This is a genomic window from Methanococcoides alaskense, from assembly GCF_027594145.1.
Lineage (GTDB): Archaea > Halobacteriota > Methanosarcinia > Methanosarcinales > Methanosarcinaceae > Methanococcoides > Methanococcoides alaskense.
Window position 1 is genome coordinate 1 of record NZ_JAQFFK010000003.1, and the last position, 16,031, is coordinate 16,031.

General features: G+C 45.8%; 11 protein-coding genes and 2 rRNA genes. 7 read left to right on the top strand and 6 right to left on the bottom strand.

Annotation, left to right across the window (positions count from 1 at the left end; all coding sequences use genetic code 11):
- The 3 genes from PBV53_RS03710 to PBV53_RS03720 all read right to left on the bottom strand — a co-directional run.
- A 23S ribosomal RNA gene (locus PBV53_RS03710) occupies nt 1–1,741 on the bottom strand; the annotation flags it as partial.
- A 212-nt stretch (nt 1,742–1,953) separates the two neighbouring features.
- Nucleotides 1,954–3,429 (bottom strand): 16S ribosomal RNA (locus tag PBV53_RS03715).
- Nucleotides 3,430–3,593: 164 nt separating this feature from the next.
- Nucleotides 3,594–3,749: a hypothetical protein gene (locus tag PBV53_RS03720; protein WP_270095841.1), complete on the bottom strand. Its 156-nt coding sequence runs from the start codon at nt 3,747–3,749 to the stop codon at nt 3,594–3,596.
- Between the two features lie 584 nt (nt 3,750–4,333).
- Between PBV53_RS03720 and PBV53_RS03725 the strand changes: the two genes are divergently transcribed.
- From PBV53_RS03725 to PBV53_RS03745, 5 genes are read left to right on the top strand one after another with little or no spacing between them, the layout of a single operon-like run.
- A complete protein-coding gene (locus PBV53_RS03725) occupies nt 4,334–5,827 on the top strand; it encodes a 2-isopropylmalate synthase (protein WP_270096650.1) in 1,494 nt (497 codons plus the stop codon).
- 5 nt (nt 5,828–5,832) lie between these two features.
- Nucleotides 5,833–6,588, top strand: coding sequence for a TatD family hydrolase (locus PBV53_RS03730; RefSeq protein WP_270095842.1), 756 nt, complete (start codon nt 5,833–5,835; stop codon nt 6,586–6,588).
- A 20-nt stretch (nt 6,589–6,608) separates the two neighbouring features.
- Entirely contained in the window at nt 6,609–7,244 is a 636-nt protein-coding gene (locus tag PBV53_RS03735) for an MBL fold metallo-hydrolase (RefSeq protein WP_270095843.1), read from the top strand.
- Between the two features lie 12 nt (nt 7,245–7,256).
- Nucleotides 7,257–9,125: a YgiQ family radical SAM protein gene (locus tag PBV53_RS03740; protein WP_270095844.1), complete on the top strand. Its 1,869-nt coding sequence runs from the start codon at nt 7,257–7,259 to the stop codon at nt 9,123–9,125.
- Nucleotides 9,126–9,184: 59 nt separating this feature from the next.
- Complete coding sequence (locus PBV53_RS03745; protein WP_270095845.1) at nt 9,185–10,714, top strand: hybrid sensor histidine kinase/response regulator; 1,530 nt, start codon at nt 9,185–9,187, stop codon at nt 10,712–10,714.
- A gap of 6 nt (nt 10,715–10,720) precedes the next feature.
- On the opposite strand, the gene PBV53_RS03750 is transcribed toward PBV53_RS03745, so the two are convergent.
- Nucleotides 10,721–11,791, bottom strand: a complete 1,071-nt coding sequence (locus tag PBV53_RS03750) for a (Fe-S)-binding protein (protein WP_270095846.1) — start codon at nt 11,789–11,791, stop codon at nt 10,721–10,723.
- A 1-nt stretch (nt 11,792) separates the two neighbouring features.
- Nucleotides 11,793–13,166: an FAD-binding oxidoreductase gene (locus PBV53_RS03755; RefSeq protein ID WP_270095847.1), complete on the bottom strand. Its 1,374-nt coding sequence runs from the start codon at nt 13,164–13,166 to the stop codon at nt 11,793–11,795.
- A gap of 89 nt (nt 13,167–13,255) precedes the next feature.
- Between PBV53_RS03755 and arcS the strand changes: the two genes are divergently transcribed.
- Together arcS and rimI are read left to right on the top strand one after the other, a co-directional pair.
- Nucleotides 13,256–15,103, top strand: a complete 1,848-nt coding sequence (arcS, locus tag PBV53_RS03760) for an archaeosine synthase subunit alpha (RefSeq protein WP_270095848.1) — start codon at nt 13,256–13,258, stop codon at nt 15,101–15,103.
- Between the two features lie 90 nt (nt 15,104–15,193).
- A complete protein-coding gene (gene rimI, locus PBV53_RS03765; RefSeq protein WP_270095849.1) occupies nt 15,194–15,637 on the top strand; it encodes a ribosomal protein S18-alanine N-acetyltransferase in 444 nt (147 codons plus the stop codon).
- A gap of 74 nt (nt 15,638–15,711) precedes the next feature.
- Here rimI and PBV53_RS03770 read toward each other — a convergent pair whose 3' ends face one another.
- Nucleotides 15,712–15,999 (bottom strand): UPF0058 family protein, encoded by a 288-nt coding sequence (locus PBV53_RS03770; protein WP_270095850.1) that lies wholly within the window; start codon nt 15,997–15,999, stop codon nt 15,712–15,714.
- Nucleotides 16,000–16,031 lie beyond the last annotated feature (32 nt).

Genomic DNA, 16,031 nt, shown 5'->3' on the forward strand with positions numbered 1-16,031 from the left:
ATTATTCCGACACGCCTAAGCCTTTTCAGCTAGGGGCACCTGTGTCAGATCTCGGTACGGATATTCAACTCCCTTTTCACGGGTTCCGGGGTGCAGCCGACTTTCGTCATAACATATTCGTCCGCTTCTCGCCATTACGGCTCTCCACAGATTTAGATGCTTAAACGGCGCGACAGCGCCGCTCAGCCTGCCCCAAAACGTCAGTTTTATTGTTGAATAGTACAGGAATATTAACCTGTTTCCCTTTTGATGTACTCGAATTACGGTACAACTTAGGACCGACTAACCCTCGGCTGACGATCATTGCCGAGGAAACCTAGCCCCTTCGGCGGTTAGGATTCTCACCTAACTATGCTGCTACTATTACCAGGATTTTCGTTTCCGCTCGGTCCACAGGACTTCACAGCCCTGCTTCTACCCAAACGCAACGCCTTCCTACGAGATTACCTTACGGTACTCCGTGGTATCGGTGGTCGACTTGAGCCCCGTCCATTTTCGGGGCCCCAAACCTCGACTGGTGGGCTGTTACGCACTCTTTAAAGGATAGCTGCTTCTAAGCTAACCTTCCAGCTGTCTAGGGCTTGGGACGCCCTTTAGTATTAACACTTAGTCGACACTTAGGGACCTTAACCACGGGCTGGGTTGTCTCCCTTACGGACTACAGGCTTACCCCAGTAGTCCGGACTCCAACTTTCTACGACGACGGTGGGTTTGGAGTTTGACAGACGGATGAGGGATTTCTCCCCCAGGACCATCAATCAGTGCTCTACTCCACCGACTATCTCCAGTTAGGTCATGCTACGACATGTTTCGGAAGGAACCAGCTGATGCCGGGTTAGATTAGCCTTTCACTCCGAGACGCAGGTCACACGAATGATTTGCAGATCAATACCGCTTGCGGTCCTCCACGTAGCTTTCGCCACGCTTCAACCTGCCCACGCCTAGATCACCCGGCTTCGGGTCGTAACTTAGTGACTCCACGCACTTGTATACGCCGCGTCTCACCCGAAGGTTGCACGCATGTTGCTTTCGCTTCGGCTTCCCAGATAAAAGGTTAGCCATCGCCACTTAGTTACACTCCCTGGCCCGTTCTTCAAAACGTATGATATGACATCGGCATTGGAACTCGTACTACAACCTCGCGGTTGATTCCTTCGATCCAAAGATCCTTTCATGCCATATCGCTCCATCACCATCAGGTTTCAGGCACTTTTAACCTCCCTTTTGGGGGTACTTTTCAGTTTTCGGTCACCCTACTATTTCGCTATCGGTCTCAAGACGTATTTAGTTTTGGAAGTTGGTGCCTCCCAAATTCTCGCGTGATTTCCAACACACGATACTCAGGAACATTTCCAATTCCTCTTTTCATTGCTTACGTGACTATCACACTCTATGGTCTAACGTTCCAGAAAAGTTCAGCTAAGAAAAGATAGGAATCTTAGAAAGTTCCTATAACACCACATCTCCCTCACATTACTGGAGGGATTCAGTTTGAACTGTGCCGTGTTCATTCGCCATTACTAACGGCATCTCTTCGATTTCTCTTCCTGCCCCTACTAAGATGTTTCAATTCGGGGCGTTCCCGATCATTACTGATCAGCACAAATGTGCTAAGAGGTCTCATTAGGAAATCCCAGGTTCATAGGTTCCATGCACCTACCCTGGGCTTATCGCAGCTTGGCACGTCCTTCATCAGCGCTTGAGCCGAGCCATCCACCTGACGGCATAATTACCAGAGTCCATCTCACTTTGTCCAGTGAGCGTCTGATATGTAATATGTATACATGATCTCATCGTACCTGATATGGGGTATCAGGCACTTCCATCCTTCCCGGGCAACGTTACTTGCCTGGTGCACTTGATGATTATAAATCATTGAATGTGGTTTGTTGAATTTGGCAGTTTATCGATTTCTGACTGATAGCGGTGATCCGCTTTATGCGAATCTTGCTTAGGAGGTGATCCAGCCGCAGATTCCCCTACGGCTACCTTGTTACGACTTAACCCCCCTTGCGAAATTTAGGTTCGAACACGGCACTAAGTCCGTGCCCTCACCCATACCTCACTCGGGTGGTTTGACGGGCGGTGTGTGCAAGGAGCAGGGACGTATTCACCGCGCTATGTTGAAACGCGATTACTACGGATTCCAGCTTCACGAGGACGAGTTACAGTCCTCGATTCGAACTACGGTTGGGTTTAAGAGATTACCATCACCTTTCGGTGTAGGGACCCATTGTCCCAACCATTGTAGCCCGCGTGTAGCCCGGGAGATTCGGGGCATACTGACCTACCGTAGCCCGCACCTTCCTCTGGTTTAGCACCAGCGGTCCCCACAGAGTACCCATCATCCCGAAGGACATGCTGGCAACAGTGGGCACGGGTCTCGCTCGTTGCCTGACTTAACAGGATGCTTCACAGTACGAACTGACGACGGCCATGCACCTCCTCTCAGCGATTCAGGTAAAGTCTTTAGCTTGACCTACATTTTGCTGTCGCCCCCGGTGAGTTTTCCGGCGTTGAGTCCAATTAAACCGCAGGCTCCACCCGTTGTAGTGCTCCCCCGCCAATTCCTTTAAGTTTCAGCCTTGCGGCCGTACTTCCCAGGTGGTTCGCTTCACGGCTTCCCTACGGCACCAGAAGCGGTCGCACCGCCCCTGACACCTAGCGAACATCGTTTACGGCTGGGACTACCCGGGTATCTAATCCGGTTCGTGCCCCCAGCTTTCGTCCCTCACCGTCGGACCCGTTCTGGTAAGACGCCTTCGCCACTGGTGGTCCCACAGGGATTACAAGATTTCACTCCTACCCCTGTAGTACCTCTTACCTCTCCCGGTCCCAAGTCTGACAGTATTCCCCGGAAGCCTAACAGTTGAGCTGTCAGATTTCCCGAAGAACTGATCAAACCGGCTACGGACCCTTTAGACCCAATAAAAGTGATTACCACTCGGGCCGCCGGTGTTACCGCGGCGGCTGGCACCGGTCTTGCCCGGCCCTTGCTAACACATGCCGTTTACACATGTGGACAGCCAACATAAATGCTGGCACTCGGTGTCCCCTTATCGCGGTTTCCCGCATTGTAAAGTTTTCGCGCCTGCTGCGCCCCGTAGGGCCTGGATTCATGTCTCAGAATCCATCTCTGGGCTCTTGCTCTCACAACCCATATCCGTCGTAGGCTAGTAGGTACGTTACACCCACTACAACCTGATAGACCGCAGATCCATCCTTAGGCAACCGAGGTCTTTTGGCCAAAAAGCATTCCAGCATATTTGACCTATTCGGAATTATCTCCAGTTTCCCGGAGTTATGCCAAACCTAAGGGCAGGTTATCCACGTGTTACTGAGCAGTCCGCCATGTTCACGAAGAACATTTGACTCGCATGGCTTAGTCGAACACCGATAGCAGTAACCTCTGGCAGGATCAACCAGAGTTTGTTGTTAAAGCACACTTAATATGGAAGTTAAACTTAAAAATTGTCGGAAAAGAACACTCTAAAGTGAATTAGAGAGTTACTTATTCATGCACAATTTCGATTAGTTCTCGATAGATAGATTTACACTATCAGTCAGAATTAATCGAACTGCCAAATTCAACGTCAGACCGAAAAAGCTCCGGTCTCCACTAATGATCTTGAATTGAAGGTGATTGAAATTCCACACATTGTGCGGAGTTCCTTAAACTCCTCCATGCTATATATACGTTCCGAATCGGAACGCATGAACACATTTTTTGAGAATGTGAATCCAGTCATGAAGAGCATAAACGTTTTTGAACCCTCATCCTAATCGTACCAAAAATGGCACCAATCAGCTCAATGAGAGCACCCCTAACACTACGCTCTCGTATTTATATGTAGTGTGATAACGTTTGACACGGGTTTATATAAAATCTATTTGTGAGCACATGACATGGAATATATATTTACAGCAACCATGCAAAATGATCCACCACGTTACAAGAAAAATTATAAACCATATTGAACAAATCTGAAGTATGCAAGGAATAGGTTGTTTTTCGCAGATTTGGAAGTATCATAGTTGCAGGAACATATACCCTTGATATATCAAACAAATTTACCATAATAGGAATAACTTCTTTCTTAATTGGTGTCTTCTACTTCGGAAGATATGAAACTCTCCGGCATAAGCTCACAAAAATCAGCAATTAAAAAGATATGAACACTCTACTAATACTAGTATATTGAAAAATATAAGCCATTCGATGTAATGAACTACTTCAAATCGTTTTCTTTTTATACCATTAATAATGTAGTATTAATGATTATTATGGATACAAATACACAACTGAGGGATCGATTTTTACGTCGATGAACCCATCCGAAACCGAAAGATAAGCATTTTTGACACTACCCTTCGTGACGGCGAACAAACCCCCGGCGTATCCCTAACTCCTGAGCAAAAGATCGAGATAGCTCACCAGCTTTCCAAGCTTGGAGTGGATACCATCGAAGCAGGGTTCCCCATAGCCTCCGCCGGAGACATGGAATCCGTTCGCAATATCGCAAATGCAGGCCTCACATCGGAAATATGTGGACTTGCACGCGTACTAACAAAGGACCTTGATACATGTATAGATGCAGGCGTTGGAATGATACATACTTTTGTCTCCACATCTGACATCCAGAGAATACATACCATCAAAAAGAGTCGCGAAGAAGTCGTCGAGATGTCAGTAAATGCCGTACAGTACATAAAGGACCACGGCATGCGCTGCATGTTCTCTGCAATGGATGCAACCCGCACAGACCTTGACTACTTAATAGAAGTATACAAGGCAGTTGAAGACGCAGGATGTGACATCATCAACGTCCCCGACACAGTGGGAATAATTGCACCCTCCGGTATGTACCGCCTTATCAGCAAACTGGACAAAGAGATGAACATCCCGATAGACACCCACTGTCACAATGACTTCGGACTTGCCGTTGCAAACAGTCTCATGGCAATAGAAGCCGGTGCAAGTCAGGCACAGGTCACTGTCAACGGACTGGGAGAACGTGCCGGAAATGCCGATCTTGCGGAAACAGTAATGAGCTTGCACTCTATATACGGTGCAAAGACGAACATCAGCACCGAGTATATCGTAGAGACCGCCCGAATGGTCGAACGTTACACAGGCGTTCAAATACCTCCCCACATGCCTATTGTAGGAGAGAACGCATTCGCCCATGAGTCCGGCATACATACCCACGGTGTCCTCGAAAATTCCGATACATTCGAACCAGGCATCATGACACCTGAAATGGTCGGACACACTCGAAGGATAGTACTCGGAAAACACGCAGGAAAGCACGCTGTTCTCAGATCACTGCAATCTGCGAACATCAACCCAACCGATGCTCAGCTCGATGCGATCATCAAAAAGGTGAAAATGCTCGCAGACAAAGGCAAACGCATAACCGATGCAGACCTTTACACGATAGCATTAGATATCCTCGGAAGACCTGAAGGAATGCCACCTATAGACCTGAAAGAGGTCAGTGTCATGACCGGTAACATAACCACATCCACCGCAGTTGTCAAAGCACTAGTCAACGGAAAAGAATGCGTAACATCCAATGTAGGTGTGGGACCAGTTGACGCTGCACTAAAAGCAGTTGAGACCCTTATCGGACAGCACACAAAGGTGACCATCCACGACTTTAAGATCGAAGCCGTAACAGGAGGATCTGATGCACTTGCAGAAGTGGTGATCGGAGTACAGGACGACAAAGGCAGGATAGTGACCGCACGCGCAGCAAACGCTGACATTGTCCTCGCATCGGTCGAAGCTCTCGTAACAGCTATTAACATGCTCCTCAAAACATAAGGAGCATGCTAAAGGTCATAGACTCACATTGTCACCTTGACTTCCCAAAGTTCAACCGTGACCGTGATGAAACAATAGAAAGAGCACGCAATGCGGGTGTTGTTAAAATGGTCAACTCGGGAATTGACCTGAAAACAAACCAGGCAACACTCGCACTTGCAAGCGAATACGATTTTATCTATCCTACAATTGGCCTAAGCCCTCTGGTAGTATCCCACTACGGCAACGAAGTCGCCAATTCGATCCTCCTCCAGCTAGAACTACATGCAGAGCAAGCAGTAGGTATAGGAGAAGCAGGTCTTGACTATCATTACTATAAGGAAGACAAGGAAAGAGAACACCAAAAACAATACTTCCGTAAAGTAATAGAGATAGCAGAAAAATATGAGAAGACACTCGTAATTCACGGAAGGGAAGCCGAAGAAGACTGTTTTGAAATGGTAAAGGAACTCGACAAGGTCGTCTTCCACTGCTATGGAGGCTCAATAGAAACAGCCACCAGGATAACCGATGCAGGATACTACATATCCATCCCCACAATAGTCTGTTTTTCAGAGCACCATAAGAAAATAGCAGAGAACGTCCCCCTTGACAAAATGCTCATTGAGACCGATAGCCCCTACCTATCCCCTCGCAAAGGAAGGAACGAACCCGCATTCGTACTGGACAACCTCTCAGTAATAGCAGAAGCAAAAGGCACAGATATTGAGACCATTGCAAACGCCACCTTCAGGAACACGAAGAAGATATTTGGTATCTAAAACACACCCGGAGTCAAACAATGAAGATCACCAGCATAACCACGTCCCCATACGCATCCAACTCATACCTCATAAACGAAAAGATACTCATCGATCCCGGAATGGATACCGATCAGCTCATACAAAAAATAAAAGAGCACACACGACCGGAAAATATCGAACTGATAATACTGACCCACTCTCACTTCGACCACTGCGCCGCAGCTAAATCCGTAGCAGAAATATGCAATGCCCCTATAGCCATACACAAAGATGATGCCCAGGCCCTGAAAAGTAAAGAAGAAAGTGTATCCATACTCTTCTCAGCACCAGCCCCGGACATCGACCCGGACATCCTCTACGAGAACGGTGACATAATAAAGATAAGCGAAACCGAATCCCTGGAGGTCATTCACACCCCCGGCCACACCCCTGGAGGAATATCACTTTACGAGCCATCTTCGAAAAGCCTTTTCTCCGGTGACACTGTATTCCCGAACGGAGGAATTGGCCGCACCGATTTTACCGGCGGCTCATTGGACAAGCTTTCAGCATCCATAGAAAAACTAACAGAACTAGACGTAATTACACTCTACCCAGGGCACGGCCCAGTTACCAGTGATGACGTGAACAAGCAGATACGTTTATCACTACAGATGTCAAGAGCATACCGATAAAAGGACAAACACATGTCACAGAAAAAACGTAACCCGAAAAAGATAGATACATCCCGCTTTCTCCCAATGGATATTAAAGATATCAAGAGTCGCGGATGGGATCAACTTGACATAATCATTGTAACAGGTGACGCCTATGTAGACCACCCCAGCTTTGGTGCAACCATCATAGGACGCGTCCTGGAAGATGCAGGATTCAAAGTAGGGATAATCTCCCAACCTAACTGGGAAGACACAAAGGATTTCACCAAACTGGGAAAACCCCGGCTTTTCTTCGCAGTCACTTCAGGGAACACTGACTCAATGGTCAGCAACTATACCCCTGCACTAAAACCACGTTCAAAGGACACGTACTCCCCTGGAGGCCAACCAGGACTTCGCCCCAGCCGTGCAGTCGTTGTCTACTCCAACCGTCTAAAACAAACATATCCTGACGTACCTATTGTCATCGGCGGAATAGAAGCGTCCCTCAGGCGTTTTGCTGAATTCGACCACTGGTCAGGCAAAGTAAGACAATCCATACTCACCGATGCGCCCGCAGACCTTCTCGTATATGGAATGGGAGAGCTGCAAACACCTGAGATCGCCCGAAGGCTCGATTCAGGTGAAGATATCAGGAACATAAATGATATTCCCGGGACCACATGGAAACTTGAGGTGAAAAAATGGAAGGAAGCGAAAGAGAACGATCAGATACCTTTCCCTTACGTGGAAATGCCTTCCTACAATGAAGTATCAAAGGACAAGCCTACCTATGCAAAAGCATTCAAGCTAATGTATGACCAACAGGACCCCGTAAGAGGTATTGCCCTTGTCCAACCCCACCCAAAAACGACCATCGTCCAGAACCCCCCAATGAGACCGCTTTCCCAAAAGGAACTTGATCATGTATATGATCTACCTTACACCCGACGGGAGCATCCCTCATACAAAGAGCCAGTACCTGCTCTTGAAACGGTCAGATTCTCAATAGCAACTCACAGAGGCTGTTTTGGAAGCTGTTCTTTCTGTGCCATCGCACAACATCAGGGAAGAATGATAACAAGCCGTAGTATTGACTCCATCCTGCATGAAGCTGAGCTTCTCACAAGAATGAAAGAATTCAAAGGCAACATAATAGGGGTTGGCGGACCAACTGCTAACATGTATGCCATGAAATGCAAGAACTGGGAGAACAAAGGCGCCTGCAAGGATAAACTTTGTCTGTACCCTGAACCCTGCCCCTCCATGGACACATCCCACAAAGAAAATATCGAAATGTTGCGCCAGCTTCGGGAAATGCCGGAAGTAAAGCGTGTTTTTGTAAGTTATGGAGTTCGATATGACCTCGCCTTACAAGACCCTGAATATATCACAGAGCTCTGCCAATATCACGTCAGCGGTCAATTGAAAATTGCACCTGAACACTTTTCAAAATCAGTCACGGACTGTATGAAAAAGCCAGGAAGAGAAGTATTTGAAAAATTTGCCAAGATATTTAAGGAAACTAACAAGAGACTGAACAAAGACCAGTATCTTGTAACGTTCCTTATGTCAGGTCACCCTGCATGTACAATGGATGATATGATAGAACTTGCAGAGTACATCAAAGCAACTGACAGATATACCGAGCAGGTACAGGATTTCATACCAACCCCGATGACCGTATCAACCTGTATGTTCCACACAGGACTTGATCCCTTCACAGGAAAACCAGTCTATGTAGCCACTTCTCGTAGAGAAAAGAACATCCAGAGAGCAATGATGCATTATCGTGACCCGAAAAACCATAGCCTCATCTACGAAGGATTAAAAAATGCAGACCGACAGGACCTTGTCGGAAGTACCTGGAATTGCCTGATACCACGAAAAGGCAAGAATGTGTTTGCACCAAAAAGATGAAAATTTTTATAATATGAAGATAATCGATAGGCTAGATTCCATAATTTCATAGAATAAACATGACCCGAAAAAGATCGAAAATATTGATCATTGATAATGAAAATGATGATGTTGAACTGCTGGAAGCTATGCTCAGCTCCGACTATGAGGTCATAAAAGCATATTCCGGTTGCAAGGGTCTTGAGATCGCAATTGCCGAAAGTCCTGATATGATCATACTTGACATCATGGTTCCAGACATTACAGGTCATGAGCTGTGCAGGACATTGAAGAATAATGAACGCACGAAGCTCATACCTATCTTAATGCTGACCTCACTGGCAGAAAGGGAAGAAAAGATAAAAAGCCTTGAAGAAGGTGCAGACGATTTTCTTAACAAACCTATCAGTCATATGGAAATATTAAGCCGTGTGCAATCCCTTTTAAAAATAAAACACTTGCAGGAAAACATAATCCAGGAAAGGAACCAGGCATATCAATATCTCGATGCAGCAGGCACTATCATTGTCATAATCAACACGGACACGGAAATAGTATTCGCAAATCAGAAGAGCTGTGATATCTTTGATTGGGAGAAAAAGGATATTAGCGGTAAAAGCTGGATAGATTTTATTCCGGAAGACGGATGTGAAAGCCGAAAACAAGACCTTCTCGACACCTTGAGCGGCAAAGTTGAACCCCCTGAATATTACGAACGTTTAGTAGTGACTAAAAATGCGGATGGCACGTTTTCCGAATGCATGATCCTCTGGCATGATGTGATATTAAAAGATAGTGAAGGCAACATCACAGGGATAATTCGTTCAGGAGAAGACACGACTGAAAGAAAAATTATTGAAGAAGAACTTTCAAAGGCTAACGAAAAGCTCCAGATCTCCCACAAGTTGAAAGATGAATTCCTGGCAAACATCAACCATGAACTAAGAACACCATTGATATCAATAAAAGGTTTCAGTGACCTGCTCTACAATGAAAGACTGGGAGACCTGAACGAGCATCAAAAAAAGACAATGGAATCGGTGGTCCGAAATTCAGAACGCCTGCAACATCTCATAGAATCACTGTTCTATGTAAATGAAATGCAGAACGAGACGATAAAATATACATTCAGTCTTATTAATATCAGAAAAATACTTGAAATAATCAAAAAAGACATGTCCCCCCAGATCGATCAGAAGGGGATCGAGGTCACTACCGACATTTCCGATTCGCTCTCACCAGTACACGGGAACGCAAGATACATAGAAAGTGTATTGATGCATCTGCTTGGCAACGCTATCAAATATACTCCATCAGGAAGGAAGATATCCATCCTTGCCTCAGAAGAGAACGGGGAGATACACATCGTCATAAAAGATACAGGTAAAGGCATTCCAAAAGAGATGCTAACCCATATATTCAGTGAAGCTCCTGAAGAAGAAACTAAATGTGATATCTGTTACTGTAGTCAGGATTATGGACTGATCATCTGTAAAAAGATAATCGAAGCGCATAGAGGCACCATAGGGATAAACAGTGAAGTAGAGCAGGGCACCGAGATCTATGTCAAATTGCCTGTATTCGTTGATAAAGGCCCCATCTGCACATAAATGAACTTAGACGACCTTCATCACTTCTTTTTGTGCCATATATAAGAGGTCCAGCAGGTCAATGACTGGAACATCACTTGCCTGTTCCAGATTCGTCCTACACAACGGACAGCATGTTACAATATTGTCCACACCATCGGGAACATCCATTATCCTCTTTTTAGCAATTGAAGCCGAAAGGTCAGGATAGCCTTTCCTAACTCCCCCGCCACCTCCACAACATCTGGCATTTTCCCTGTTGGTCCTCATCTCTTTAAGGTCACAGACAGCCATTATCAGTTTTCGGGGAGCATCAAATATCCTGTTTGCTCTGCCAAGATGACACGGATCGTGATAAGTTACCGTGAGATCCAGTCTTCCAAGCCCCAACTCATCCATATGTTCCACCAAAAACTCAGTGATGTGAACGACATTGAACCTGTCGGGATAGTCATTCTTGAACGTATTATAACAACCTGCACAACTGGCTATTATGGTATGTGCACCGGTGTTTTCGATCTGCTCAAGATTATGTCTTATGAGCTCATCCGCATCGAATCCTGTCCTGAGTAGCGGAGAGCCACAACATACCTCATCGGAAAGTACGGTCACCCCCATATCTCTGATAAGGTCATATGTCCTGAGAGCAGCTTCCCTGAACCGATATGAACCAAGGCACCCTACGAAATATACATAGTCTGCAACCTTGGGAACATCCCTTTGCCCCAGGATAAAACTTGTATCAGACCTCTTTTCGCCAAGGGGATTTCCTGTAAGAAGAGTATTATTATACAATTCTAATTGTGAACCTTTGACCTTGCCCATCCTGACAAGGTCGCGACGTAACTCTTCGAAGACATCAGTTGGCTTTGCTCCTGCAGGACACATCTGCTCACACAACCCACATATGGTACAGGTATTGATGCTATCGATCATACTTTCATCCACATCCATCCCTTTTGAGATGCCCTTTGCAAGAAGCATACGCCCTCTCGTACTGAAAGATTCCCAGCCAAGTTCTTCAAAGACCGGGCATATACTGCGACATGTCCCGCAACGGACACATTTGAGGATCGACCTTTGCTTATCTTCCTGCATATCAAAGCCCCATTTTACCCGGATTAAGTATCCCTTTCGGATCAAGGGCCTTCTTTATCTGCCGCATCGCCTCAAGAGAAGTTGGATGTTCCAGTTCCATATACATCGCTCGTGCCTTCCCCACCCCATGCTCGGCACTCACAGTACCACCCACAGAGATCGCACGCCTGTATATCCTGTCCGCTACGGCATGCGCACTTTCCAGTTCTTCCTCACTGAGCATATCGATGGCCATCCCGGTATGGAGATTCCCATCGCCGATATGCCCATAGGTCATGATGTGAATATCGAACTCTTCTGAAAGCGAACGCACGTATTCGAGCATACCGGGTAGTTCTTTTATTGGAACCCCAATGTCTTCTCCTACATAGATACGAGTGCGCTTAACATCGATCTTTGATATGGCAGCACCTACCAGCCTGCGTGCCTTCCATAGATTCTCACTTTCAGCTCCACTCTCAGCGACCTTTATGGCAGAAGCCAGCTCCTCACAGGCTTTCCCCACAAGAGCAGCTTCTTCCTTGACCGCATTCTCCATCCCGTCCACTTCTATCATAAGAATAGCACCCACATCAGGAAGTTCCACGGAAGGGTCGAACCTCCTGACCGCCTTGATGGCAGTACTGTCAAGGATCTCACACGCAGAGGGTATGATCCCGGATGAGAGCACCTTCACCACGGCCTCACCGGCAAGAGTGGTATTGTCAAAGGATGCAAGTATGACACTGCGGGCATGGGGCAGGGGATGAATCTTGAGCACAGCCTTAGTGATGATACCAAGAGTACCTTCAGAACCTACCATCAGATCGGTTAGATCATACCCTGAAGCTGTTTTCAAAGTCTTCGAGCCGGTGTGCACTATTCTGCCATCGGCCATCACTACCTCAAGATCGAGAACATAGTTCCTGGTAGTACCGTATTTCACACATCTCATCCCACTTCCATTGTTCGCCATGAGCCCGCCGATGGTACACATGGCAGTGCTTCCGGGATCAGGGGGGAAGAAAAACCCATACGGTTCCAGTGCCTTGTTAATTTCTTCGTGAACAACACCGGATTCCACCGTGATCTGAAGATTGTCAATATCAATGTCAAGGATGCGGTCCATTGAGCACATATCAAGCACAATGCCGCCTTCTACAGCAACCGCACCGCCGCAAAGACCTGAGCCTGCTCCCCTTGCAACAACAGGAGTGTTAGACATGTCCGCTAATTTCACCACATCAGCCACCTGTTCAGTGGTTGCAGGCCTTACAACAACTTCCGGCAGCCCTTCCACACCGGAAGCATCAAAGGAATAACAGTAAAGCTCTGACATTCGGGTAGAAACATTCTCTTTCCCGAGAATCTCCTCAAGTTCTTTAGCGAGCATCATCTTAACCTGAAAGTCTTTTTAAAAATAAACGTTTGGGTACTTATGTTCAGTAGAAAAGATTTACATCTACTTAAGCATATTAGGGAAACATGACATCATACTTTGAGGTAGAACAACGGGATGGTGCTGCCCGAATTGGAAAAATACTCTTTCCAACACCAGTAAGGACACCATATATAATTGATACAGCATCCCTTAAAGATGCCCATTCCCCCATAACAGATGCAGGCTCCATCTGGAACATCTCTATTGAAGAAGCGGAAGAAAGGATCAGGAAGATTCGCGAAGAGGTCGGGGATGAAACTATTATCATACTCCCTCATCAGGACCTGACCCTGGAAGTACCTGAAGATATGGTACTGAAGATCTCGGAGAGAACCGAAGTTGAATCCACAGGTCCCATAGGCCGCATCTTCCGCAAAGGTGTGGATGTGAAAAAGGCTGACCTTTACGTAATGGAAGGTGCAGGTTCTTTAGAAGGCAATGCGAGAAAGTTCTTGGAGAGACTTATCGATCTGAAAGATAGTGTTGCTCCTGATACCGCTATTTACCTGCCGAACCTCTGTACCCCTGTAAATGCTGCAATGCTTATTTACCTTGGAATAGATATTGTTGATGATACAAAGGCAATAATAGCCGGATATAACGATATCTACATGACAACTGCCGGCAAATATTTCCTTGATTCGATGACAGAGCTGCCATGCAGATGTGAAGCATGCGCACCTATTACACTCGAGGAACTAAGAGCAATGCCTAAAGCTGATAGGGCAGAGCTGATCAGCAGACATAACCGCAACATGCTAGAAGCAGAGATAGTCCTAGCAAGGGAAAGGATACGCTCCGGTAACCTTCGTGAATACATTGAAGGACAGTGTAGAACAGAACCGTGGCTTGCAGCACTTTTGAGGCTTTCCGATACCCAGTACGACTACATGGAAAAGCAAACCCCTATTGTCAGGTCCAACCAGATGCTTGCAACAACTTCTGAATCCATGACAAGGCCTGAAGTCGTTAGGTTTGCAAAAAGGATACAGGAAAGATATACGCCTCCAGAATCCGAAATACTCGTGCTTTTTCCCTGTTCAGCAAAGAAACCATATTCAATATCCAATTCCCATAACAAGTTCATAAAATCACTTGGAAAGTACAGGAAATTCGTACATGAGGTAATCCTTACCTCCCCACTCGGTATCGTACCTAGGGAACTTGAAATGACCTATCCTGCAGCACATTATGATACTGTTGTGACAGGATACTGGGATGCTGAAGAAATAAAGTGGGTCTCCTCCTGCCTCAGGGATTATCTTTCAAAACACAAATATTCACATGTCGTAGCACATTTGGAAGGAGCTTACAGGGAAATATGTGAGATAGTCTCAGAACAACTTTCCATCGATTTCATCTATACAAGTACAGGGAACGTGTCCTCATACGATTCCCTTGATAACCTGAAAAAGACCCTTTCTGAGATAGTATCAGAAAAGGAGTATAAGCAGAGCAGATCAAGGACCGACATGATGCGTGCTATTGCAGACTACCAGTTCGGCTCAGGTGCCGGTAAGCTGGTCGTACCTGACGATGCAAAGATAAAGGCGCCATTCCCCAAACATCAGGTATTCATTGGCAAAGAGCAGATAGCTACAATGATACCACAGTATGGTACACTCGCACTTACCGTTGCAGGGATACGATTACTTTCAAATTCCGAAGAGTACTCAGGTTATACGGTGACCATAGATGATTTCCTCCCAAGAGGCTCATTGCTTGCACCTGGCGTTGTTGCAGCTGACAAGAATATCAGACCCGGAGATGAGGTTATGATCACCGGAAGTAAAGCAATAGGTGTCGGACGTGCTATGATGAGTGGAGAAGAGATGGTGGGGTCTTCACGAGGGGTAGCTGTGGACCTCAGGCATGTAAAAAAGGCTAACTAAGGCATTAATTTGCTTTTGAGGTCTTTTTCCTTTTTTCTTAGTCCTTCTTTCAATATTCTTTTTTATAATGAGATACCTTACTAAAAGACAATGATAGTCAGAAATTTTATGCCTCAGGATTTTGAACAGGTTCTGACCATTGAAATGGAAGCATTTACAGAGCACAATCCTTTCGTTTACATGAACTTCTATGAGATGAACGATGAAGGATTTCTTGTTGCAACCACGGGCAATAAGGTCATTGGTTTCGTCATGGGCTATCGGTCTGAGACGAACGAAGGCCGTATATTCTCCCTGGCAGTAAAAAAGGAATGGCAGAACAGGGGAGTTGGAAAAAAGCTCCTTAATTCTATTCTGGACCTGTTCAAAGATGAGGGCATAAGATCTGCGACCCTTGAGGTCAGGAGCAGCAACGACAAAGCTATTCAGATGTACAGGAAAATGGATTTTATAGCTTGCTGGATAGAGCACGATTATTATTCGGATGGAGAAAGTGGAATCATTATGAAAAAACAACTTTCCCCAAGGTCATAGACCAATCACTCCAAGAATATCTCTTTTGAAGTGCCTTCACTTCCTGAGACCAAGTTCCAATTGCCTGACAATATTTAATTATTGCTGATAGGGGAGTGCCTTCCAGTGCGCTCTGCAAATTCCTGCATTCTTACAGATGTTCTGCCAATGCCAGAAAGCTCATCTTCTGAGATTATTGAAGCAAGATGGTTTCCAAGTACAAATATGGCATGTTTATGATCTGCTTTACTGCGATGGATATGAACAGGACTTATTGACAGTGATCCATATTCAGAAAAATCATAATCACTGCTCTGAGATTCCAGATGTCTCTTTATCTGAGCTAATAATGTATGCAACTGAATCAATTCATCTTTTTGCATGGTTTTAGTCCGTTTTCTTTACACCACACTAT

Bases quoted from the DNA above. Each gene is read 5' to 3' on its own strand.
- PBV53_RS03720 (WP_270095841.1), bottom strand. From the start codon at position 3,749: ATGACTGGATTCACATTCTCAAAAAATGTGTTCATGCGTTCCGATTCG.
- PBV53_RS03730 (WP_270095842.1), top strand. From the start codon at position 5,833: ATGCTAAAGGTCATAGACTCACATTGTCACCTTGACTTCCCAAAGTTC.
- PBV53_RS03735 (WP_270095843.1), top strand. From the start codon at position 6,609: ATGAAGATCACCAGCATAACCACGTCCCCATACGCATCCAACTCATAC.
- PBV53_RS03740 (WP_270095844.1), top strand. From the start codon at position 7,257: ATGTCACAGAAAAAACGTAACCCGAAAAAGATAGATACATCCCGCTTT.
- PBV53_RS03745 (WP_270095845.1), top strand. From the start codon at position 9,185: ATGACCCGAAAAAGATCGAAAATATTGATCATTGATAATGAAAATGAT.
- PBV53_RS03750 (WP_270095846.1), bottom strand. From the start codon at position 11,791: ATGCAGGAAGATAAGCAAAGGTCGATCCTCAAATGTGTCCGTTGCGGG.
- PBV53_RS03755 (WP_270095847.1), bottom strand. From the start codon at position 13,166: ATGATGCTCGCTAAAGAACTTGAGGAGATTCTCGGGAAAGAGAATGTT.
- arcS (WP_270095848.1), top strand. From the start codon at position 13,256: ATGACATCATACTTTGAGGTAGAACAACGGGATGGTGCTGCCCGAATT.
- rimI (WP_270095849.1), top strand. From the start codon at position 15,194: ATGATAGTCAGAAATTTTATGCCTCAGGATTTTGAACAGGTTCTGACC.
- PBV53_RS03770 (WP_270095850.1), bottom strand. From the start codon at position 15,999: ATGCAAAAAGATGAATTGATTCAGTTGCATACATTATTAGCTCAGATA.